Origin of the sequence: Paraburkholderia graminis (genome assembly GCF_003330785.1) — a bacterium.
Lineage (GTDB): Bacteria > Pseudomonadota > Gammaproteobacteria > Burkholderiales > Burkholderiaceae > Paraburkholderia > Paraburkholderia graminis.
Map to the genome: position 1 here is coordinate 2,814,656 of NZ_CP024934.1, position 22,252 is coordinate 2,836,907.

Genomic DNA, 22,252 nt, shown 5'->3' on the forward strand with positions numbered 1-22,252 from the left:
CGCTGCGGCGCCTTTTCTTTTTTGCCGCGGCGGGCCGGACGAGGCGCTTGCCCGTTGTCGACCGGGAAGCATGCTGGCCGCGCGTCGGCTCCGGCAACGTAAAACCCAACGCGCCAAACGGTGCTCACGAGGCAAAAAAAGCAAGCGAGCGTCGGGGCATATAATGACGAACACCCCGCCGTCCCTCCGAAAAAATGCCCGATCTGCTAGCCAATCTCAACCCCGAACAACACGCCGCCGTCACGCTCCCGAACGAGCCCGCGCTGATTCTCGCCGGCGCAGGCAGCGGCAAAACGCGCGTGCTCATCACGCGCATTGCGTGGCTCATCCAGCACGGCCTCGCGTCGCCGGCGACCATCCTTGCCGTGACGTTCACGAACAAGGCCGCGCGCGAAATGATGTCGCGTCTGTCGGCGCTGTTACCCATCGACACGCGCGGCATGTGGATCGGCACCTTTCACGGCCTGTGCAACCGCATGCTGCGCGCGCATCATCGCGACGCCGCGCTGCCGGCCACGTTCCAGATTCTCGATACCGCGGACCAACTGTCCGCGATCAAGCGCCTGATGAAGGGCCTCAACATCGACGATGAAAAGTACCCGGCGAAGAATCTCCAGTACTTCATCAACAACGCGAAGGAACAAGGGCTGCGCCCGAAAGACGTCGACGCCACCGACAACTTCAACCGCAAATTCGTCGAGCTCTACGAAGCCTACGACCAGCAGTGCCAGCGCGAAGGCGTCGTCGATTTTCCGGAGCTACTGCTGCGCTGCTACGAACTGCTGGCGCACAACGCGCCGCTGCGCGCGCACTATCAGGCGCGCTTCAGACACATTCTCGTCGACGAGTTTCAGGACACCAACAAGCTGCAATACGCGTGGCTGAAGCTGCTCGCGGGCCAGACGAATTCGATCTTCGCGGTCGGCGACGACGACCAGTCGATCTACGCTTTCCGCGGTGCGAACGTCGGCAACATGCGCGACTTCGAACAGGAGTTCAACGTCCGGCATCTGATCAAGCTCGAACAGAATTACCGCTCGCACGGCCATATTCTCGACGCGGCCAACCAGTTGATCGCGAATAATTCGCGGCGCCTCGGCAAGAATCTCCGCACCGACGCCGGTCACGGCGAGCCGGTGCGCGTCTACGAGGCCGCGACCGACACGCAGGAAGCCGGCTGGATCGTCGAGGAAATCAAGGCGCTCATCAACACGGGCACGTCGCGCAGCGAAGTCGCGGTGCTTTATCGCAGCAACGCGCAGTCGCGCACGATCGAGCACACGCTGGTGAATGCGGGCATCGCGTATCGCGTGTATGGCGGTTTGCGCTTTTTCGAGCGCCAGGAAGTCAAGCACGCGCTCGCCTATCTGCGCCTGATCGACAATCCGAATGACGACACCGCGTTCGCGCGCGTCGTCAATTTTCCGACGCGCGGCATCGGCGCGCGCTCGATCGAACAACTAGCGGACGCCGCGCGGCTCTATAACTGCTCGATGGCCGCGGCGATTCCGTATGTCGCCGGCAAGGCGGGCTCGAGCCTCGCGGCGTTCGCGAACCTGATCGGCAAGATGCGCGCGGAAACGCAGCAGATGAGCTTGCCGGACACCGTCGAATACGTGGTGCGCGCAAGCGGCCTCGCCGACTTTTACCAGAACGAGCGCGAAGGCCAGGACCGGCTGGAGAACTTGCAGGAACTGGTCAACGCCGCCGCGGCGTTCGTCAGCGAAGAGGGCTACGGCATGAACACGCCGGCGCGCTCCATTCCGCTGCGCCCAGGCGCGACGGCCGCGCCGGAACTGGCCGTCGCCACCGACGACCCCAACGTCGTCGTGCTCGACGCGCCCGGCATTGCCGACCCCGCGCAAAACCCCGACACGATGACGCCGCTCGCGGGCTTTCTGTCGCATGCGTCGCTCGAAGCCGGCGACAACCAGGCGCAGGCCGGCCAGGAAGCCGTGCAACTAATGACCGTGCACGCGGCGAAGGGTCTGGAATTTACCGCCGTGTTCATCACCGGACTCGAAGAGGGGCTGTTCCCGCATGAGAACAGCGCGATGGAGTCGGACGGTCTCGAAGAAGAGCGCCGCCTGATGTACGTCGCGATCACGCGCGCGAAAGAGCGCCTGTATCTGTCGTTTGCGCAAAGCCGGATGCTGCACGGCCAGACGCGCTACAACATCCGCTCGCGTTTCTTCGACGAATTGCCGCAGGAAACGCTCAAGTGGCTCACGCCGAAGGTCGAGGCGGGCGCGCGCTGGGGCGGCCGCTCCGACAACGCGGGCTATGGGCGCGACTGGTTCGCGCGGCCCGACCGTCAGCAGGGCTATGGCGGCGGCGCATCGACGGCGGCAGCGCCCTTGCCCGCTTTCGCCAATGAACAGCGCGCGGCGGAAGCCGGTTTTCGCGTCGGCCAGCAGGTGTTCCACACGAAGTTCGGCGAAGGCACGATCACCGCGCTCGAAGGCGGCGGCACCGACGCGAAGGCGCAGGTCAAATTCAAGCGCCACGGCGAGAAATGGCTCGCGCTGGCGGTCGCCAAATTGCAGGCGGTTGAGTGAGCGGCGTCGACGGCGGCGAGCGCACGGCGCAGGCTGGCGGTCCGCTGGACGATCCGCAAGGGGCTAATGCACAGGTTACGCACCTTGCGCGGCGCCCGCTCGGCGTGCTCGCGGCCTTGCCGCAGGAACTCGGCGACCTGATCGAGGGGATGCGCGCGGAATCCGGCGTGCGTACCGTGATCCACGGCCGGCGCGATTATCACGTCGGCACCGTGCACGGCGTGCCGTGCGTCGTGACGCTGGCGCGCGTCGGCAAAGTCGCGGCGGCGGCCACGGTCAGCGCGCTGATTCATGCATTCGATGTCGAGGCCGTCGTCTTCACCGGCGTCGCCGGCGGTGTCGGCGAACAGGTGCGGGTCGGCGACATCGTCGTGGCGAATGCGCTGTTGCAGCACGATCTCGATGCGTCGCCGCTCTTTCCGCGCTTCGAGGTGCCGCTCCTCGGCATGTCGCGCTTCGCAGCGGACGCGGCGCTCGCCGCGCAACTCGCGCAAGCCTGTGAGCGTTTCATTGCGGACGAAGGCGCGGCGTCGGCCGCGCGTTTCGGCACGCGCGAGGCGCGCGTGCATCGAGGGCTGATTGTCAGCGGCGATCAGTTCGTCGCCAGCGCGGCGGGCGTACGCGCGTTGCGCGACGCGTTGCCTGACGCGCTCGCCGTCGAGATGGAAGGCGCGGCGATCGCGCAGGTCTGTCACGAGTACGGCGTGCCGTGCGCGGTCGTGCGGACCATCTCCGATACCGCCGACGACCACGCGCCGGCATCGTTCGTCTCGTTTCTCACGGAGATCGCCGGCACGTATTCGAATGCGATCCTGACGCGCTTTCTGAAGGCGCGCGGCGAGGCGTGATTGGGGCAACCCCACCCGCTCGGCCACAAACTCCTAGCCTTTCAACCCCTCACGCACCTGTTGCAGCGCCGCCGGATCTTCGATGGTCGGCAGCTCGCCCGGCTCGCGTCCCTCCGCGAGCGCCGCGATGGCCCGGCGCAGCAGCTTGCCGGAGCGCGTCTTGGGCAGCATCGACACGATCACCACGCGCGACGGCCTTGCGATCGCGCCGAGTTGCCGGTCCACCGTCGTCGTCAGTTCGGCTTCCAGCTTCGTGCGCGTGCCCGCGTCGGCGTAAGCCTGCGCGTCGCGCAACACCACGAAGGCCATCGCCGCCTGCCCCTTCACCGCGTCCGTCACGCCGACCACGGCAACTTCCGCGACGGCCGGATGGCTCGACAGCGCTTCCTCGATTTCGCGCGTACCGAGCCGGTGGCCCGCGACGTTGATCACATCGTCCGTGCGGCCGAGGATCGTCACGTAGCCGTCTTCGTCCTGAATGCCCCAGTCGAAGGTCGAATACACCTGCTGGTTCGGCACGCTCGACCAGTACGTGCTGACAAAGCGCTTGTCGTCGCCCCATACCGTCGACATGCAGCCCGGCGGCAGCGGATAGTCGAGCGTCAACACGCCTTTCTCGCCGGGCGGGCACGGTTCGCCCGTCAGCTCGTTGCGCAAGGTCAGACTGAAGCCGGCCGACGGCACGCCCGGTGAGCCGAGCTTGGTCGGCAGCGCCTCGACGCCGCGCGGAATCGCGAGCATCGGCCAGCCGGTTTCGGTTTGCCAATAGTTGTCGATCACCGGCTTGCCGAGCGCGCCCGCGATCCACGAGGCGGTCGGTTCGTCGAGCGGCTCGCCGGCCAGAAACAGCGTGCGCAGGCTCGACAGATCGGCCTGTTTCAGCAGCGCCGGGTCCTGCTTTTTCAGCACGCGCAGCGCGGTCGGCGCGGTGAACATGAGGTTGATCTTGTGCTGCTCGACGAGGCGCCACCAGATGCCGCCGTCCGGGCGAATCGGCGTGCCTTCGTACATCACGGTCGTCAATCCCGCGAGCAACGGCGCGTAGACGATATAGCTGTGGCCCACCACCCAGCCGACGTCCGACGCGGTGAACATCGTGTCGCCGGCCTTGCCTTCGAAGATGTGTTCCATCGACGCCGCCAGCGCCACCGCGTAGCCGCCCACGTCGCGCTGCACGCCCTTCGGCTTGCCGGTCGTGCCCGAGGTGTACAGCACATAAGACGGCTCGTTCGATTCGAGCCATTCGCAGGGCACGTGCGCGTCGAAGAACTTTTCACGCAGCGGTTCGTAGTCGACCAGATAGTTCGCGTTCAGGCGCTCCGGCGCGAGTTGCCGGTCGATCAGCAGCACGCGCGGCGTCTTGTGGCTCGCCCGGGCGAGCGCCTCGTCGACGAGCGGCGTGTAGTCGATCACCCTGCCGCCGCGCGCGCCAGCGTCGGCGGTCACGATCAGCACCGGCTTTGCGTCGTCGATGCGTGCCGCCAGATTCGGCGCCGCGAAGCCGCCGAACACGACCGAGTGAATCGCGCCGAGCCGCGCGCAGGCGAGCATCGCGAACAGCGCCTCGGGGATCATCGGCAGATAGAGCAGCACCACGTCGCCGCGCTTCACGCCGAGCGAGCGCATGACCGCGGCCATGCGGTTGATTTCCGCGTACAGCTCGGCGTACGTATAGCGGCGCTCGATGCCGGTTTCCGTCGACACATACACGAGCGCGTTTTGCTGCGCGCGCTCCACGAGATGCCGGTCCACCGCGTTATGGCACAGGTTCGTGCGTCCGCCGACAAACCAGCGCGCAAACGGCGGGTTCGAGCGGTCCAGCACGGTGTCGAACGGCGTTTCCCAATGGATGCGCCGCGCCTCGTCGCGCCAGAATGCCTCGGGATTGTCGATCGAACGGCGGTGGAAGTCGCGGTAGCGGGTCATCGGCGGCGATCCTTCGAGTGCGGTGAGAAAACCTAAAGACGCGGGCGCGCCGCGGCGCACGCCAGCGGGGAGCAACGGACAGCGGCGGCGGCAAGCGCGTGAATGAAGCATAAAGTACGCGCCGCCGCGTGGACAACGCGGGTTCACCATGAGCGGCGCGGGCGGAGCGCTGTCTTATGACGGGCGCGGGCTGGCGAGATCCGAAGCGGGCCAACGCAAGCCGACCAACCCAACCCCAAAACCAGGCCCGCGCCTGCTGCGCCGCTTATAATCGAACATTCCCCGCATTCATCAGCCGATCGACACATGAGCGACACCCCGAGCGATACCTCCTCCACCCTGGCCAAGAGCTTCGAGCCGCACACCGTCGAAGCCCACTGGGGCCCCGAATGGGAAAAGCGCGCGTACGCCGCGCCCGCTTTCGACGGCAACCGGAAAGACTTCTCGATCCAGTTGCCGCCGCCGAACGTCACGGGCACCCTGCACATGGGCCACGCGTTCAATCAGACCATCATGGACGGCCTCGCCCGCTATCACCGCATGCTCGGCGAAAACACGCTGTGGGTGCCGGGCACGGACCACGCGGGCATCGCCACGCAAATCGTCGTCGAACGGCAACTGGACGCGAAAGGCGTGTCGCGCCACGATCTGGGCCGCGAGAAATTCGTCGAACGCGTGTGGGAATGGAAGCAGGAATCCGGCTCCACCATCACGAACCAGGTGCGGCGTCTCGGCGCGTCGATCGACTGGTCGCGCGAATACTTCACGATGGACGACAAAATGTCGACCGCCGTGCGCGACGTGTTCGTGCGCCTCTATGAACAGGGCCTCATCTATCGCGGCAAGCGGCTGGTGAACTGGGACCCGGTGCTGCTCACGGCCGTGTCCGATCTCGAAGTGGTCAGCGAGGAAGAAAACGGCCATCTGTGGCACATCCAGTATCCGCTGACGGACGGCTCCGGCCATCTCACGGTCGCCACCACGCGTCCCGAAACCATGCTCGGCGACACCGCCGTGATGGTTCATCCGGAAGACGAGCGCTACGCGCACCTGATCGGCAAGACCGTCACGCTGCCGCTGTCGAACCGCGAAGTGCCGATCATCGCCGACGACTACGTCGACCGGGAATTCGGCACGGGCGTCGTGAAGGTCACGCCCGCGCACGACTTCAACGACTATCAGGTCGGCCTGCGCCACAAGCTGCCGCAAATCGAAATTCTCACGCTCGACGCGAAGATCAACGAAAACGCGCCGGAAAAATACCGCGGCCTCGACCGTTTCGAAGCGCGCAAGCAGGTCGTCGCCGACCTCGAAGCGCTCGGCGCGCTCGAATCCGTCAAGCCGCACAAGCTGATGGTGCCGCGCGGCGACCGCACCGGCGTCGTGATCGAGCCGATGTTGACCGACCAGTGGTTCGTCGCGATGAGCAAGCCGGCGCCCGAGGGCACGTTCACTCCGGGCAAGTCGATCGCCGAAACCGCGCTCGACGTGGTGCGCAACGGCCAGATCAGGTTCGTGCCGGAAAACTGGACCTCCACGTATTACCAGTGGCTGGAAAACATCCAGGACTGGTGCATCTCGCGCCAGCTCTGGTGGGGCCATCAGATTCCGGCCTGGTACGGCGAAAACGGCGAAATCTTCGTCGCGAAGACCGAAGAAGGCGCACGCGAAAAAGCGGCCGAAGCCGGCTATACCGGCCCGCTCAAGCGTGACGAAGACGTGCTCGACACGTGGTTTTCGTCCGCGTTGGTGCCGTTTTCGTCGCTCGGTTGGCCGAACGAGACGCAGGAACTGAAGCACTTCCTGCCGTCGTCGGTGCTGGTCACGGGCTTCGACATCATCTTCTTCTGGGTCGCGCGTATGGTCATGATGACCACGCACTTCACGGGCAAGGTGCCGTTCGACACGGTCTACGTGCACGGCCTCGTGCGCGACGCCGAAGGCCAGAAAATGTCGAAGAGCAAGGGCAATACGCTCGATCCGATCGATATCGTCGACGGCATCGGGCTTGATGCGCTCGTCGCCAAGCGCACCACCGGCCTGATGAATCCGAAGCAGGCGGCGTCGATCGAAAAGAAAACCCGCAAGGAATTCCCCGACGGCATTCCCGCGTTCGGCACCGACGCGCTGCGCTTCACGATGGCGTCGATGGCCACGCTCGGGCGCAACGTCAACTTCGACCTCGCGCGCTGCGAAGGCTACCGCAACTTCTGCAACAAGCTGTGGAACGCCACCCGCTTCGTGCTGATGAACTGCGAAGGCCACGACTGCGGCTTCGGCAAGCCGGCGCAATGCGGCGAATGCGGGCCGGACGGGCATCTGCATTTTTCGTCGGCGGATCGCTGGATCGTGTCGCTCTTGCAGCGCGTGGAAGCGGAAGTCGCCAAGGGTTTTGCCGACTATCGCTTCGACAATGTGGCCAACGCCCTATACAAGTTCGTATGGGACGAATACTGTGACTGGTATCTCGAACTCGCGAAGGTGCAGATCCAGACGGGTCAGCCGAACCAGCAGCGCGCGACGCGGCGCACCCTGCTGCGCGTGCTCGAGACGGTGTTGCGCCTCGCGCATCCGGTGATTCCGTTCATCACCGAGGCGTTGTGGCAAAAAGTTGCGCCGTTGGCCGGGCGTTATCCCGCGGACAAGGCCGAGGGCGAAGCGTCCGTCATGGTGCAGCCGTATCCCGTTGCCGAGATGTCGAAGATCGACGAAGAAGCGGAGCAATGGGCCGCCGACCTGAAGGCAATGATCGATGCGTGCCGGAATCTGCGCGGCGAAATGAATCTGTCGCCGGCGGTGAAGGTGCCGTTGCTCGTCACCGGCAACGCGGAGCGTCTGCGCAGTTTCGCTCCGTACGCCCAGGCATTGGCCCGTCTTTCCGAAGTGCAGATCATCGCCGACGAAGCAACGCTCGACGCGCAGGCAGATGGCGCGCCAATTGCTATCGTAGGAAGTGACAAGCTCGTGCTGAAGGTCGAGATCGATGTGGCCGTCGAGCGCGAGCGCCTGTCGAAAGAGATTGCGCGGTTGAGCACGGAAATCGTCAAGTGCAATGCCAAACTGCAGAACGAAAGTTTTGTCGCCAAGGCGCCGCCCGCAGTCGTCGAGCAGGAGCAGAAAAGGCTGGCGGAATTCGAAGCGACTGTTGGCAAGTTGAAAGCGCAGCTCGCGCGCTTGCCGGCCTGATCGGCGCTCCACGCCCGCCCCGCGCGGCGGGCACGGACTGATTAAACCAGAGGACTCAGGGTAAATCACATGCTAAAAGTTACAAAGGCGGTATTTCCGGTAGCAGGTCTTGGCACCCGGTTCCTCCCTGCCACGAAGGCAAGCCCGAAGGAAATGCTGCCTATCGTCGACAAGCCGCTGATCCAGTACGCGGTGGAAGAAGCCATGGCGGCCGGCATCACGGAGATGATCTTCGTCACGGGCCGCAGCAAGCGTGCGATCGAAGACCATTTCGATAAGTCGTACGAAATCGAAGCGGAGCTAGAGGCGCGCGGCAAGGACAAGCTGCTCGAACTCGTGCGCAGCATCAAGCCGAGCCATGTCGACTGTTTCTACGTGCGTCAGCCGGAAGCGCTCGGCCTCGGCCACGCGGTGCTGTGCGCCGAAAAGCTGGTGGGCGACAACCCGTTCGCCGTGATTCTCGCGGACGACCTGCTGTACGGCACGCCGCCCGTCATGACGCAGATGATCGAGGTGTTCGACCACTATCACAGCTCGGTGATCGGCGTCGAAGAGATCCCGGCGCAGGAAACCAAGTCGTACGGCATCGTCGACGGCAAGGAATGGGAAGACTCGATCATCAAGATGTCGGGCATCGTCGAGAAGCCGGAGCCGAACGTCGCGCCGTCCAATCTCGGCGTTGTCGGCCGTTACGTGCTGAAGCCGCGCATTTTCGACCACATCCGCTCAATCAAGCCGGGTGCCGGCGGCGAACTGCAGTTGACGGACGCGATCCAGTCGCTGCTCGCCGACGAACAGGTGCTCGCGTACAAGTATCACGGCACGCGTTTCGACTGCGGCAGCAAGCTCGGCTATCTGAAGGCGACGGTGGAATTCGCGCTGCGCCATCCGGAAGTGGCCGCGGATTTCGAAGAATATCTGCGGACGCGTTCGCCGGTGCTCGAAGGCTGATTCTTTCGCGCGAATGAAAAAGGCGCTGTGCCCCGCTTTGGCGGGCACAGCGCCTTTTGTTTGCAGCGCGCGTTTTCAGCGGACGCGTTTGAGAGGACGCGTTCGAGCGAACGTGTTTCAGCGCCTGCGTCAGCGGCGCTTCATCAGAAACGTGAAAACCTTGTCGTGCGACGAACTCTCGACGATCTCATTGCCGGTCTGCTTCGCGAACGCGGCGAAATCGCGCTGCGAACCGGGGTCGGTGGCGAGCACCTTGAGAATCTGGCCGCTTTCCATATCGGCGAGCGCCTTTTTGGCGCGCAGGATGGGCAGCGGGCACATCAGCCCGCGCGCATCGACTTCCTTGTGAATCTGAATTTGCATCGACGATGACCTTCGGGACGAGACGCCGTTGTGCGACGCCACACAGAGGGTCAAATTCTACCGCAGCCTGCGCCGCGCTGCCGGTGGCGGCGTTGAGAGTGCCGCCGCCGCGATCCCGGCGCTAAAGCGTCACCGCCTGCCCACTCTGCAGCGACTGCCGCAACGCATTGCCGATGCGCGTCGCCTCGAGCGCGTCGGCAAGCGTTGCGCCCGCTTGCGCCTCCGAGCCCGCCCCGCCCTGCACCGCCGCGACAAACGCGCGCGCCTCGTGCAAAAACGCGTCTTCGAAACGGTCGAAGAAGCTCGGCGTGCACTCGTTGCGAATCCCGCTCGCGTCATAAATCTCCACGCGATTCGCGCGCGGATTGCGTCCGATCGCGAGCGCGCCCGCCGTGCCGATCACTTCGCTGTGCGTGTCGTTGCCGTGCGCCTGCGTGCGCGACGCGTAGAACATCGCGAGCTTGCCGCCCTCGAATTCGCAGATTGCGACGCCGTTGTCGACGTCGCCGAATTCGCGCAGGCCTTCATGTAACGCGACCGCGCCGGCCGCGAACACGCGCGTCGCGCGCGGCTTGCCGAGCAGCCAGCGCGCGACGTCGATATCGTGCACCGTGCAGTCGAGAAAGATGCCGCCCGAGGTCGCCGCAAAGCGCACGAAAAAACCGTCGATATCGTTCTTGTCCGTGGTCTGCGAGCGCACCAGAAACGGCCGGCCTATCGCGCCCGCCGCGATCTTGTCGAATGCATCCTTGTAGCTCGGATCGAAGCGCCGCATGAAGCCGATCGTCGCCTGAAGATGCGGAAAGCGCGCGGCCTCGGCCAGCACGCGCTCGCATTCGGCGAGATCGAGCGACAACGGCTTCTCGCAGAACACGTGCTTGCCCGCGCGCAATGCGTCGACGATCTGTTGCGCGTGCAACGACGACGGCGTGACGAGCCACACGGCATCCACTTCGCTATCGTCGAGCAGCTTCGCGTAATCGTCGTAAAGACGCGGCGACGGCAACGCGTCGCGCGCCCATGCCCGCTCCTCTTCCAGCGGACTGCAAGCGGCGACCAGTTCCGCGCCCGGCACGCGATACGCGAGATTCTCCGCGTGCCGTTTGCCGAGCCGCCCAAGGCCGACCACGCCCAAACGAACGCGCTTGTCATGCGCTGCCGCGGCATTCATCGCGCGGCCTCGCCGAGTTTGACCGCATGGCCTTCGCGCCACGAAAGCGTTGCGGCCTCGGCGAGTTCGAGCGCCTTCACGCCGTCGGCGACGGTCGTGCGCACCGGCTTGCCTTGCGTCACGGCTTCGAAGAAATGCGCGATTTCCAGCGCGTACGCCGCGCGATAACGTTCGAGAAAAAACGCCTCGGGCACGTCGCTCGATACTTCGGTCTTCGAATAAGCGGTGACTTCAGTGGGCCGCACATTGCCCGCTTGCAGCATGCCGCCGCTGCCGAGCACTTCGAAGCGCTGGTCGTAACCATAGGCGGCGCGGCGCGCGGTGTTGATCTGGCACAGACGGCCGCGCTTCGTGCGGATCGTCACCGCCGTCGAGTCGATGTCGCCCGCGTTTGCAATCGCCGGATCGGTGAGGCAACTGCCGGTCGCATGCAGCGTGTCGGCTTCGTCATCCAGAATCCAGCGGAAGATATCGAAGTCGTGAATCAGCATGTCCTTGAAGATGCCGCCCGAATGCCGGATGTATTCGACCGGCGGCGGCCCCGGATCGCGGCTCGTCACAATGAGCATTTCCGGCGTGCCGATTTCGCCCGCGTCGAGACGCGCCTTCAGCGCGGAAAACGTCGGGTCGAAGCGGCGCTGAAAGCCGATCATGCAGACCACGCCCGCGCGTTCGACCGCGTCCGCGCAGGCCCGTGCGCGTTCGAGCGTGAGGTCGACGGGCTTCTCGCAGAACACGTGCTTTTTCTGCGCGGCCGACTTCATGATGAGATCGGCGTGCGTGTCGGTGCTCGAACAGATCACCGTGGCGCCGACCGAAGCGTCGCCCATCGCGCCGTCGATGTCCGCCACTTGCGCGCCATGCGCGGCAGCGAGCGCCGCGGCCGCTTCGCGATTCACATCGACCACATACTTGAGCCTCACGCCAGGTTGCCGCGCGAGATTGGCCGCGTGAATCTTGCCGATGCGCCCCGCGCCGAACACCGCGACGTCGATCGGTTGTGCTGCGTCAGTCATCGTATCCTCCAGTGTCTTTGGATTCTTCCACGTTCAGTTCGAGCTTGTACGCGAGCGCGATGAAAAGCGCCTGGCACAGGCAGATCGTGCTGGTCAGCGAGCGGAACGCAAACGCGCTGCCCTCTTTCACATACAGTTGAGTGCTCGCGTAACGGGCGAGCGGAGATAGTTGGCTATCCGTAATAACCAGCGTCTTCGCCTGATGATGATGCGCGACGCGCAGGCAATACTGCGTTTCCTTCGCATACGGCGCGAAGCTGATCGCGATCACCACGTCGCCCTTCTTCACGCTGCGAATCTGCTCGCGATACATGCCGCCGAAACCGGACACCAGATGCACGCGCTTGGGCGTGTGCTGCAACGCATAGACGATGTAGCTCGCGACCGGAAACGAGCGCCGCACGCCGATCACATAGATGTTGTCCGCCTGCTGCAGCATTTTCACGGCGGCGTCGAACTGTTTGTCGTCGAGCCCCGCTTCGAGTTCTTCCAGGCCGCCGCGCGACGCCGCGATGAATTCGCGCGCCACCGCGCCGCCCGACAGCGCGCCAGGCTTGTCGTCGATCAGCTTGCGAATGCGCTGCTGATAACTCGGCGACGACGCGCCCTGCCCTGTGTACGCCTGGCGAAACACCGCCTGCAAATCGGAGAAACCTGAGAAGCCGAAGCGCTGCGCAAAACGCACCACCGCCGACGGATGCACGCCGCAGCTTGCGGCAATATCACTCGTGCGATCGACCATCACGCTCGAACGATGCTGCTCGATATACGTTGCGACGTTCTTCAACTGACGCGGCAACGCTTCGTAGTTTTCCGCGATGCGCTGCATCAATTCTTCGACGCTCGGCAATTCCTCGGTGCTCTCTTCCGCCATGAGTCTCTCTTCGGTGCTTTGTCGCAGTGCGGCAGACGCTTTCGACGCGCGCCGCACGACGTGTTTGACGTTGCCGATTATAGGCAGCGCATCGCATAAATGGAACGTATTTTCCATTTTTATTCACGATGAAATTTCTGTTGCACCACCCTCGAAGATGACCTAATCTTGGTCGTGAGCGATGGCGCTTCGGCGCAGCTGCGTCGCTCCCTCAATAACGACAGACCGAGAAAGGTGGAGACATGAGACTTTGCAAGGGCAAGGCTACGCTCAGGATTCTGGTGACGGCATTGACGTTGGCGACGGGATTCGGCGCGGCTTCGGCCGCCCGCGCGGCTGACGCTCATTTCGTGCTGATCAGCCACGCGCCGGACTCCGATTCCTGGTGGAACACGATCAAGAACGCGATCAAGCAGGCCGACGAGGACTTCAACGTCGAGACCGACTATCGCAATCCGCCGAACGGCGACATCGCCGATATGGCGCGCCTCGTCGAGCAGGCCGCCGCGCGCAACTACGACGGCGTGATCGTCACCATCGCCGATTACGATGTGCTCAAGAGCTCCATCAGCAAGGTGACCGCGAAGAAGATTCCGCTCGTCACGATCAATTCCGGCACCGAGGAACAGAGCGCGCAACTGGGCGCGATCATGCACGTCGGCCAGCCCGAATACGTCGCCGGCAAGGCGGCGGGCGAGAAGGCGAAAGCGGCCGGCGTGAAGTCGTTCGTGTGCGTGAATCACCTCGCGACCAACACCGTTTCGTTCGACCGTTGCCGTGGTTTCGCGGATGCGATCGGCGTCGACTATAAATCGTCCACCATCGATTCCGGCCAGGACCCGACCGAGATCCAATCGAAGGTCAGCGCCTATTTGCGCAACCATCCGAACACCGGCGCGATTCTCACGCTCGGACCGACGCCCGCGTCGGCCACGCTGAAAGCGGTCCAGCAAATGGGCCTGAACGGCAAGATCTATTTCTGCACGTTCGACTTCTCCGACGACATCGCGAAGGCCATCCAGAACGGCACGATCCAGTTCGCGATCGATCAGCAGCCGTATTTGCAAGGCTATATTCCGGTCGCCGTGCTCGCCATCGTGAAGAAAGAGCACACCACCGACCCCGCGAAAATCCGCCAGATTCTCGAAGCGAATCCGAAGTTCAAGGCGCGGCTCGCGACGTACGGTCTCGCGCCGTCGTATGGACCGAAGAACATTCGTTCGGGCCCGGGTTTCATCACGAAGGAAAACCTCGACAAGGTCATCAAGTACGCAGGGCAGTATCGCTGATTCTTTCTTCTAGCTAGTCACGCGCGCGGCGGGCATCGCTCCCGCCCGGCAGCTTCGCCGCCAGCGCGCATTTCACCGGCTGTCGTTCTCGCAACGCATTCCCGCCTGCCCTAACGCACAGCCGGCTCCAAGGAGACATCATGGGTGTAGCCGGCAAACACTTCCCACCGCACGTCGATCCAAACAGCGCCGCCTCGCATAACGCCGCGCCGCGCCCGGACGCCGAAGCGCGCGACGGACGCGACGAGCGCGTGCGCAAGGAATCGTGGTTCGGTCATCTGCTGAACCGCCCTGAATTTGCCGCGATTTCCGGCGCGGTACTCGTGTTTCTCGTTTTCGCGCTGACGGCCGGCGGCTCCGGCATGTTCAATCTCGACGGCGTGATGAACTGGTCGCAGGTGTCCGCGTATCTCGGCATCCTCGCGGTCGGCGCATGTCTCTTGATGATCGCGGGCGAGTTCGATCTCTCCATCGGCTCGATGATCGGCTTCGCCGGCATGATGGTCGCGATTCCGAGCGTATACTTTCACTGGCCGATTTCGCTCTCGATCCTCTTTGCATTCGCCGGCTCGATGCTGCTCGGCGCGCTCAACGGCTATCTCGTGATGCGTACGCGGCTGCCGTCGTTCATCGTCACGCTGGCCTTCCTGTTCATTCTGCGCGGCCTCACGCTCGCGCTGTCGATCATGTTCGCCGACCGCACCATCGTCTCGGGCGTCGGCGACCTCGCGCAGCAGGACTGGCTCGCCAACACGCTCTTTCACGGTGTCGCGCTCAATGGCCTCTTCACGATGCTCGCGCACCACGGCATCGGCACGCTGCTCGATAACGGTCATGCGCTGGTGCCTGGCATTCCGAAGGTGATTCTGTGGTGGTTCGGCCTCGCCGCAATCTGCGCATTCGTTCTGGCAAAGACGCGCGCCGGCAACTGGATTCTCGCCGTCGGCGGCGATGCGAACGCAGCCAAGAACGTGGGCATTCCGGTGCGCCGCGTGAAGATTCTGCTGTTCGTGCTGACCGCATTCTGCTCGTGCCTGTTCGCGGTATTGCAAGTGTGCGACATCGGCTCGGCTGCGGCGGATCGCGGCTTGCAGAAGGAATTCGAAGCGATCATCGCGGCGGTGATTGGCGGAACGTTGTTGACGGGCGGCTATGGGTCCGTGGTCGGCGCCTGCTTCGGCGCGCTGATCTTCGGCGTCGTGCAGATCGGCATCACCTATACGAACGTGAGTTCCGACTGGTTCCGCGTGTTCCTCGGCGTGATGCTGCTGATCGCGGTGCTGTTCAATCACTACGTGCGCCGTCGCGTGTCGCAATCGTAACGAGGAGACGAACATGTCGGATACGAACCCTGTGACTCACGAAGCGCCGGTGGCAACCGCCGCCGCGCAGCAAGACGACGTGATCCTCGCGCTCGAAAACGTCAACAAGTACTTCGGCAAGGTGATCGCGCTAAGCGGCGTGACCTTGCGCCTGAAGCGCGGCGAAGTGCACTGCCTGCTCGGCGACAACGGCGCGGGCAAGTCCACGCTCATCAAGACGCTGGCCGGCGTGCATCAGCCGTCGTCGGGCCAGTATCTGGTCGACGGCAAGCCGGTTTTGTTCGAGTCGCCGAAAGACGCGCTCGATCTGGGCATCGCCACCGTCTATCAGGATCTCGCGCTCGTGCCGCTGCTTTCCGTCGCGCGCAATTTCTTCATGGGACGCGAGCCGCAAAAGAAACTCTTCGGCTTCCTGAACGTGATGGACCTCGAAACCAGCGCGACCACCGCACGCGACAAGCTCGCGGAAATGGGCATCAACGTGCGCGATCCGCATCAGCCGATCGGCACGATGTCGGGCGGCGAGAAACAGTGTCTGGCGATTGCGCGCGCGATTCACTTCGGCGCACGCGTGCTGATTCTCGACGAGCCCACCGCCGCGCTCGGCGTGAAGCAGAGCTTCAACGTGCTGAAGCTGATTCACAAGGCGCGCGCGAAAGGCATCTCGGTGATCTTCATCACGCACAACGTGCATCACGCATATCCGATCGGCGACTCGTTCACGCTGCTCAATCGCGGCAAATCGCTCGGCACCTTCACGAAGGAAACCATCAGCAAGGACGAAGTGCTCGACATGATGGCGGGCGGCGCCGAGATGCAGAAGATGATCGGCGAACTCGAAGGCGCAACGATCTGATTCATTCGCGCGGCAGGCGCAGCGATGAAACCGCTTGCCGCGCTCCGTCATTCAGGGACATTCATGGCTCATTCCAGTACATTCGGCGGCACACCGGCACAGACCTCGGGCGAAACCGCGGGCATGTCCGGCGCGAACGCCGGCAGCCGCTTCGCGCCGGAGCGCAGCCGCGACATCGTGTGCCTTGGCCGCCTCGCCGTCGATCTCTACGCGCAGCAGGTCGGCGCGCGCCTCGAGGACGTGTCGAGCTTCGCGAAGTATCTCGGCGGATCGTCGGCGAATATTGCGTTCGGCTGCGCGCGGCTCGGACTTTCCGCGGCGATGCTCGCGCGCGTCGGTAACGACCATATGGGCCGCTTTCTCACCGAGACGTTGACGAAGGAAGGCTGCGACGTGAGCCACGTGCGCGTCGATCAGGAACGCCTGACCGCGCTCGTGCTGCTCGGCCTGAAAGACCGCGACACGTTCCCGCTGATTTTCTATCGCGAGAATTGCGCGGACATGGCCGTTGACGAAGCGGATTTCGATGAAGCGTTTATCGCGTCGTCGAAAGCGCTGCTGATTACCGGCACGCACTTTTCCACCGAGCAGGTGAACCGCACGAGCCGCCGCGCGCTTGACTACGCGCGGCGCAACCAGGTGCGCACCGTGCTCGACATCGACTATCGTCCGGTGTTGTGGGGTCTCACGGGCAAGGCGGACGGCGAAAGGCGCTTTGTCGCGAGCGAAGGCGTCACCGCGCATTTGCAGCGCATTCTGCCGTTGTTCGATCTCGTGATCGGCACCGAAGAAGAGTTTCGCATCGCAGGCGGCAAGAGCGAACTCGTCGACGCACTCGCGATGGTGCGCGCGGTAACGCCCGCCACGCTCGTGCTCAAGCGCGGGCCGCTGGGCTGCCAGATTATCGACGGCAAAGTGCCCGCCTCGCTCGACGACGTGCCGGTTCACGGCGGCGTGCAAGTGGAAGTGCTGAACGTGCTCGGCGCGGGCGACGCGTTCGCCTCCGGCTTTCTCTCAGGATGGTTGCGCGATCAACCGCTCGAAGCATGCGCGCGCGCCGGGAACGCGAGCGGCGCCCTGGTGGTCTCGCGCCACGCGTGCGCGCCGGCCATGCCGACGCCCGCCGAACTCGACTACTTCCTGCGCGAGGCCAAAGCCGACCCCGAACGCATGCGCCGCCCGGACCGCGACGCGACGCTCGCGCGCCTGCATCGCGTGACGCCCGCGCGCAAGCAATGGAACGAAGTACTCGGCTTTGCATTCGATCATCGCAACCAGTTCTTCGAACTCGCGCAGCAGACCGGCGCGAGCGACGCGCGCATCGCGAGGCTCAAGGGCCTGTTCGTCGAGGCGGTCTCGCAGACCGAAAGCGCATTGAGCTTGCAAGGCCGCATCGGCGTGCTGATCGACGATCGTTATGGACAGGATGCGCTGAATGCGGCGACCGGCCGCGGCTGGTGGATCGGGCGCCCCGTCGAATTGCCGGGCTCGGTGCCGCTCGTCTTCGATCATGGACGCTCCGTGGGCACGACGCTCGTCACGTGGCCGCAAGAGCACGTCGCGAAGTGCCTCGTGCAATTCCATCCCGACGAGCCGATCGAACAGCGTCTCGAACAGGAAGCGCAATTGCGCGCGCTCTACGATGCAACGCAGGCAAGCGGCCACGAGTTGCTGCTCGAAGTGATTCCGCCGAAGCACCCGAACTTGCCGCAAGGACCGAACGTGGTGTACCGCGCGTTAAAGCGGCTTTACAACATCGGCATCTATCCCGAGTGGTGGAAGCTCGAACCGATGGACGCCGCGCAGTGGCGCAACGTCGACGCGTTGATCGCCGAGCGCGATCCGTATTGCCGCGGTGTCGTGCTGCTCGGTTTGTCGGCGGGTGTCGAGCAGTTGAACGATGGCTTTCGCGCGGCGGCGCGCTCGTCGACGTGCCGCGGCTTCACGGTGGGCCGCACGATCTTTCACGAGCCGAGCCATGCGTGGCTTGCCGGTGAAATCGGCGACGACGAACTGATCGCGCGCGTGCGCCGCATCTTCGAAACGCTGATCGCATCGTGGCGCGCGGCGCGTGAATCCGTGGCCGGCGAACCCGACGCGAAGACGCATGTTCATCAGGAGCAGGCCGCATGAATCAGCGCATGATGGATCACAAACGCGAGCAGGAACATGAGCACGGCCACGCGGCATCCGCAAGCGGCGCGGTTCGGGAAGGCACGATTCGCCTGACCACCGCGCAAGCGCTCGTGCGTTATCTCGCCGCGCAACGCGTCGCGACCGAAGACGGTCTCGGCACCGAGCCGCTCTTTGGCGGCGTGTTCGCGATCTTCGGTCACGGCAACGTCGCGGGCATGGGAGAGGCGTTGTATCAGCATCGCGACGAATTGCCCACGCTGCGCGCGCATAACGAACAGGCGATGGCGCATAGCGCGATTGCGTACGCGAAGGCGCATTTCCGCCGCCGTATGATGGCGGTCACGACGTCGATCGGACCGGGAGCGACGAATCTGCTCACTGCCGCGGCGCTCGCGCATGTGAACCGTTTGCCGGTGCTGCTGTTGCCGGGCGACATTTTCGTGTCGCGCGCGCCGGACCCGGTTTTGCAGCAGGTCGAAGACTTCCACGACGGTGGCGTGTCCGCCAACGATGCGTTCAAACCCGTGTCGCGTTACTTCGATCGCATCGTGCATCCGGCGCAATTGTTGAGTGCGTTGCCGCGCGCGCTGCGCGTGCTCACCGACGCCGCGTCCTGCGGGCCCGTCACGCTCGCGTTGCCGCAAGACGTTCAGGCGCAGGCGTGGGACTTCCCCGCCGATTTCTTCGCGCCGCGCGTCGTGACGTTTTATGCGCCGGCGCCGCGCGTCGATGAAATCGAGCGGGCAATCGAGCGCTTGCGGCGCGCGCAGAGGCCGCTGATCGTCGCGGGCGGCGGCGTGCTGTACGGCCGCGCGACTGACGCGCTGCAACGCTTCGCCGCCGCGCACGGCATTCCGGTCGCGGAGACGCAGGCGGGTAAGGGTTCGCTCGCATGGGACGATCCATTGAACGTTGGCGCGCTCGGCGTGACCGGCTCGCCTGCCGCGAACGCACTCGCGCGCGACGCCGACTGTGTGCTCGCGCTCGGCACGCGTTTGCAGGACTTCACGACCGGCTCGAACACGCTCTTCACGCAGGCGGACGTGATCGGCATCAATGCGAATGCATTCGACGGCCTCAAGCATCGCGCGCAAGTGGTGGAAGCGGACGCGCGTCTCGCACTCGATGCACTCGATGCGCTCCATGGACCTGGCTCGCGCCTGCAAGACTGGCATGCGGACCGCGCGTGGACCGCTCGCGCGCAGCAACTCGCGGCAAGCTGGCGCGACACCGTACATACGCTCACGCACGCGCCGCAGCGCGACGCCGTGCTGCCTTACGAGGGCGATGTGATCGGCGCCGTGCAGCGTTCGAGCGCGAACTCGCCGGCCAACGACATCGTCGTATGCGCGGCGGGCACCTTGCCCGCCGAATTGCACAAGCTGTGGCGCGCGGCGACGCCGGGCGCGTATCACGTCGAATACGGCTACTCGTGCATGGGCTATGAGATCGCCGGCGGGCTCGGTGCGAAGCTCGCGCGTCCCGAGCGCGAAGTGATCGTGATGGTCGGCGACGGCAGCTATCTGATGATGAACAGCGAGATCGCGACTTCCGTGATGCTCGGCGCGAAACTGATTGTCGTGGTGCTCGACAATCGCGGCTACGGCTGCATCAATCGACTGCAGCAGGCATGCGGCGGTGCGCCGTTCAACAACCTGCTCGACGATTGCAAGCAAGGGCCGCTTGGCGCGCCGCGCATCGACTTCGCCGCGCATGCGCGTGCGCTCGGCGCGCATGCCGAGCATGCGGCGAACGTCGCGGAACTCGAAGCCGCGCTGCAACGTGCGCGCGCCGCGGATCGCACATACGTCATTAGCATCGACACCGACCCGGCCCGCACGACGACCGACGGCGGCTGGTGGTGGGAAGTCGCGGTGCCCGAAGTATCGTCGCGGGCAAGCGTGCGCGACGCGCGAGCGAATTACGATGCCCAGATTGCGGCACGCGGAAAACCATCCGGCGTTGCAGAGGACAGCAACGAAAAGGACAACGACGTCAACGATCGAGGATCGCTCGCATGACAGCTTTCAACGTACGCATCGGCATCAATCCGTTGTCGTGGATGAACGACGACCTGCCCTCGCTCGGCGGCGAAACGCCGCTCGAGGTCGCGCTGACCGAAGGCCGGCAGATCGGCTATCAGGGCTTCGAACTCGGCAACAAATTCCCGCGCGAACCGCAGGCATTGAAGACGCTGCTCGCGCAATACGATCTCGCGCTCGTGTCGGGATGGTATTCGGGGCGTCTCGCGCGCGGCAGCGTCGAAGAGGAAATCGCGGCGGTCGGCCCGCATCTCGACTTGCTTGCGCAAAATGGCGCGACCGTCACGGTGTATGGCGAAGTGGCCGATTCGATTCAGGGCGCGCCGAAGCCGCTGTATCAGAGGCCGCGTTTTTTCGGCGACGCGCAATGGGCCGCGTATGCCGCGCGCGTCGATGAATTCGCACGCTATACGCTAAGCCGCGGCGTGCGGCTTGCTTACCATCATCACATGGGCGCGTACGTCGAAACGCCCGCCGACGTCGACCAGTTGATGTCGCGCACGAGCGACGCAGTCGGCCTGCTGTTCGACGCGGGACACATCACGTTTGCAGGCGGCGATCCGCTCGCCGTGCTCGACAAGCACATCGGCCGCGTTTGCCATGTGCACTGCAAGGATGTGCGCCCCGCCGTGATGAAGCTCGCGCGCAATCGCAACTGGAGTTTTCTCGATGCGGTGATCGCGGGCGCGTTCACGGTGCCCGGCGACGGCGCCGTCGATTTTCCGTCGATCATCGCGCGTCTGAAGCGGCACGGCTATTGCGGCTGGCTGGTGGTCGAAGCAGAACAGGACCCGGTCGTCGCGCCGTCGTTCGAGTACGCGCAAAAAGGCTTCAATACATTGCGTGCATTGGTCGATGCGCCGCTCGACACGCAGGAGGCAGCATGAGTCTGTTAGTGAAGGCCGAGCGCGAAGGCCAGACAATCGCGCGAGTGACACCCGAGTCGGCGTGCTGGCGCTATGTCGGCTTCGCCGCTTATCGTCTCGGCACGAGTGAAGTCGTGCATGTGTTCGAGCCGTCGCGCGAAGTGTGCATCGTCGTGCTCACGGGCGCGGTCGACATCGAAACGCAGCACGCAAAGTGGAGTTCGCTCGGTTCGCGCGACAGCGTGTTCGAAGATGCCGCGCCCTATGCGGTGTATTTGCCGCCAGGCGTGCGCGCCGCGGTGCGCGCATGCCGCGATGCGGAGATCGGCGTGGCGAGCGCGCCTGCAAAAGGCGAGTTGCCCGCGCGCCTGATCGAGCCGTCTTCGATGAAACGCTCCACGCGCGGCAAAAGCCTGAATACGCGTTACGTCTGCGATATTCTTCCGCAGACCGAACCCGCCGAGTCGCTGCTGGTGGTCGAGGTCAGAACGCCGGGCGGCCACGCGTCGAGCTATCCGCCGCACAAGCACGACACCGACAACGTGCCGCACGAAAGTTCGCTCGAGGAGACGTACTACCATCGGCTGAATCCGCCGCAGGGTTTTGCGTTTCAGCGCGTGTACACCGATATGCGCGACATCGACGAATCGATGGCGGTCGAGAATCACGACGTCGTGATGGTGCCGCGCGGCTATCATCCGGTCGTCGTGCCGTATGGCTATGACTCGTACTATCTGAACGTGATGGCGGGCGCGCAGCGGACGTGGCATTTCCGTAACGACCCGGCGCACGAGTGGATCGTCAACAAGGAAGATTGAGTCGTGCGGCTGGCTTCGCGCGAGGCAGGC

16 protein-coding genes are annotated in these 22,252 nt (G+C 64.3%); 11 read left to right on the forward strand and 5 right to left on the reverse strand.

What is annotated here, in order from left to right:
* The first annotated feature begins 194 nt into the window (after positions 1 to 194).
* On the forward strand, positions 195 to 2,558 hold the full coding sequence (locus CUJ91_RS12460; protein WP_114156302.1) for a UvrD-helicase domain-containing protein: 2,364 nt from the start codon (positions 195 to 197) through the stop codon (positions 2,556 to 2,558).
* Positions 2,559 to 2,602: 44 nt separating this feature from the next.
* Complete coding sequence (locus tag CUJ91_RS12465) at positions 2,603 to 3,406, forward strand: 5'-methylthioadenosine/adenosylhomocysteine nucleosidase (protein ID WP_114156725.1); 804 nt, start codon at positions 2,603 to 2,605, stop codon at positions 3,404 to 3,406.
* Between the two features lie 33 nt (positions 3,407 to 3,439).
* Here CUJ91_RS12465 and CUJ91_RS12470 read toward each other — a convergent pair whose 3' ends face one another.
* Positions 3,440 to 5,332: a propionate--CoA ligase gene (locus CUJ91_RS12470; RefSeq protein ID WP_114156303.1), complete on the reverse strand. Its 1,893-nt coding sequence runs from the start codon at positions 5,330 to 5,332 to the stop codon at positions 3,440 to 3,442.
* Positions 5,333 to 5,638: 306 nt separating this feature from the next.
* Between CUJ91_RS12470 and CUJ91_RS12475 the strand changes: the two genes are divergently transcribed.
* Both CUJ91_RS12475 and galU read left to right on the forward strand, forming a co-directional pair.
* Complete coding sequence (locus CUJ91_RS12475) at positions 5,639 to 8,518, forward strand: valine--tRNA ligase (protein ID WP_114156304.1); 2,880 nt, start codon at positions 5,639 to 5,641, stop codon at positions 8,516 to 8,518.
* Between the two features lie 69 nt (positions 8,519 to 8,587).
* Positions 8,588 to 9,469, forward strand: a complete 882-nt coding sequence (galU, locus tag CUJ91_RS12480; RefSeq protein ID WP_006052403.1) for a UTP--glucose-1-phosphate uridylyltransferase GalU — start codon at positions 8,588 to 8,590, stop codon at positions 9,467 to 9,469.
* 129 nt (positions 9,470 to 9,598) lie between these two features.
* Here galU and CUJ91_RS12485 read toward each other — a convergent pair whose 3' ends face one another.
* The 4 genes from CUJ91_RS12485 to CUJ91_RS12500 form a co-directional block, all read right to left on the reverse strand.
* Entirely contained in the window at positions 9,599 to 9,826 is a 228-nt protein-coding gene (locus CUJ91_RS12485; RefSeq protein ID WP_029967676.1) for a sulfurtransferase TusA family protein, read from the reverse strand.
* Between the two features lie 127 nt (positions 9,827 to 9,953).
* The gene (locus tag CUJ91_RS12490; protein ID WP_114156305.1) at positions 9,954 to 11,003 is read right to left on the reverse strand and encodes a Gfo/Idh/MocA family oxidoreductase; all 1,050 of its coding nucleotides are present in this window, start codon (positions 11,001 to 11,003) and stop codon (positions 9,954 to 9,956) included.
* Positions 11,000 to 12,019 (reverse strand): inositol 2-dehydrogenase, encoded by a 1,020-nt coding sequence (gene iolG / locus CUJ91_RS12495; RefSeq protein WP_029967681.1) that lies wholly within the window; start codon positions 12,017 to 12,019, stop codon positions 11,000 to 11,002. Before iolG ends, CUJ91_RS12490 begins: the two co-directional genes overlap by 4 nt.
* A complete protein-coding gene (locus CUJ91_RS12500) occupies positions 12,012 to 12,893 on the reverse strand; it encodes a MurR/RpiR family transcriptional regulator (protein ID WP_029967682.1) in 882 nt (293 codons plus the stop codon). Before CUJ91_RS12500 ends, iolG begins: the two co-directional genes overlap by 8 nt.
* A gap of 242 nt (positions 12,894 to 13,135) precedes the next feature.
* Between CUJ91_RS12500 and CUJ91_RS12505 the strand changes: the two genes are divergently transcribed.
* From CUJ91_RS12505 to iolB, 7 genes are all read left to right on the forward strand, one after another.
* Positions 13,136 to 14,182: a sugar ABC transporter substrate-binding protein gene (locus CUJ91_RS12505; protein WP_006052398.1), complete on the forward strand. Its 1,047-nt coding sequence runs from the start codon at positions 13,136 to 13,138 to the stop codon at positions 14,180 to 14,182.
* A gap of 140 nt (positions 14,183 to 14,322) precedes the next feature.
* On the forward strand, positions 14,323 to 15,504 hold the full coding sequence (locus CUJ91_RS12510) for an ABC transporter permease (protein WP_029967683.1): 1,182 nt from the start codon (positions 14,323 to 14,325) through the stop codon (positions 15,502 to 15,504).
* A gap of 13 nt (positions 15,505 to 15,517) precedes the next feature.
* Positions 15,518 to 16,360, forward strand: coding sequence for an ATP-binding cassette domain-containing protein (locus CUJ91_RS12515; protein ID WP_029967685.1), 843 nt, complete (start codon positions 15,518 to 15,520; stop codon positions 16,358 to 16,360).
* A gap of 63 nt (positions 16,361 to 16,423) precedes the next feature.
* Complete coding sequence (locus tag CUJ91_RS12520; protein ID WP_425273888.1) at positions 16,424 to 18,493, forward strand: bifunctional 5-dehydro-2-deoxygluconokinase/5-dehydro-2-deoxyphosphogluconate aldolase; 2,070 nt, start codon at positions 16,424 to 16,426, stop codon at positions 18,491 to 18,493.
* Complete coding sequence (gene iolD, locus CUJ91_RS12525; protein ID WP_114156306.1) at positions 18,490 to 20,517, forward strand: 3D-(3,5/4)-trihydroxycyclohexane-1,2-dione acylhydrolase (decyclizing); 2,028 nt, start codon at positions 18,490 to 18,492, stop codon at positions 20,515 to 20,517. The genes CUJ91_RS12520 and iolD overlap by 4 nt, the downstream gene beginning before the upstream one ends.
* Positions 20,514 to 21,425: a myo-inosose-2 dehydratase gene (iolE, locus tag CUJ91_RS12530; RefSeq protein ID WP_114156307.1), complete on the forward strand. Its 912-nt coding sequence runs from the start codon at positions 20,514 to 20,516 to the stop codon at positions 21,423 to 21,425. The genes iolD and iolE overlap by 4 nt, the downstream gene beginning before the upstream one ends.
* Positions 21,422 to 22,222, forward strand: coding sequence for a 5-deoxy-glucuronate isomerase (gene iolB, locus CUJ91_RS12535; protein ID WP_114156308.1), 801 nt, complete (start codon positions 21,422 to 21,424; stop codon positions 22,220 to 22,222). The genes iolE and iolB overlap by 4 nt, the downstream gene beginning before the upstream one ends.
* The last annotated feature ends 30 nt before the right edge of the window (positions 22,223 to 22,252 follow it).

Excerpts from the sequence above, each read along its gene's own strand:
- CUJ91_RS12460 (WP_114156302.1), top strand. The coding sequence starts at position 195 with ATGCCCGATCTGCTAGCCAATCTCAACCCCGAACAACACGCCGCCGTC.
- CUJ91_RS12470 (WP_114156303.1), bottom strand. The coding sequence starts at position 5,332 with ATGACCCGCTACCGCGACTTCCACCGCCGTTCGATCGACAATCCCGAG.
- CUJ91_RS12475 (WP_114156304.1), top strand. The coding sequence starts at position 5,639 with ATGAGCGACACCCCGAGCGATACCTCCTCCACCCTGGCCAAGAGCTTC.
- galU (WP_006052403.1), top strand. The coding sequence starts at position 8,588 with ATGCTAAAAGTTACAAAGGCGGTATTTCCGGTAGCAGGTCTTGGCACC.
- CUJ91_RS12490 (WP_114156305.1), bottom strand. The coding sequence starts at position 11,003 with ATGAATGCCGCGGCAGCGCATGACAAGCGCGTTCGTTTGGGCGTGGTC.
- iolG (WP_029967681.1), bottom strand. The coding sequence starts at position 12,019 with ATGACTGACGCAGCACAACCGATCGACGTCGCGGTGTTCGGCGCGGGG.
- CUJ91_RS12500 (WP_029967682.1), bottom strand. The coding sequence starts at position 12,893 with ATGGCGGAAGAGAGCACCGAGGAATTGCCGAGCGTCGAAGAATTGATG.
- CUJ91_RS12505 (WP_006052398.1), top strand. The coding sequence starts at position 13,136 with ATGAGACTTTGCAAGGGCAAGGCTACGCTCAGGATTCTGGTGACGGCA.
- CUJ91_RS12510 (WP_029967683.1), top strand. The coding sequence starts at position 14,323 with ATGGGTGTAGCCGGCAAACACTTCCCACCGCACGTCGATCCAAACAGC.
- CUJ91_RS12515 (WP_029967685.1), top strand. The coding sequence starts at position 15,518 with ATGTCGGATACGAACCCTGTGACTCACGAAGCGCCGGTGGCAACCGCC.
- CUJ91_RS12520 (WP_425273888.1), top strand. The coding sequence starts at position 16,424 with ATGGCTCATTCCAGTACATTCGGCGGCACACCGGCACAGACCTCGGGC.
- iolD (WP_114156306.1), top strand. The coding sequence starts at position 18,490 with ATGAATCAGCGCATGATGGATCACAAACGCGAGCAGGAACATGAGCAC.
- iolE (WP_114156307.1), top strand. The coding sequence starts at position 20,514 with ATGACAGCTTTCAACGTACGCATCGGCATCAATCCGTTGTCGTGGATG.
- iolB (WP_114156308.1), top strand. The coding sequence starts at position 21,422 with ATGAGTCTGTTAGTGAAGGCCGAGCGCGAAGGCCAGACAATCGCGCGA.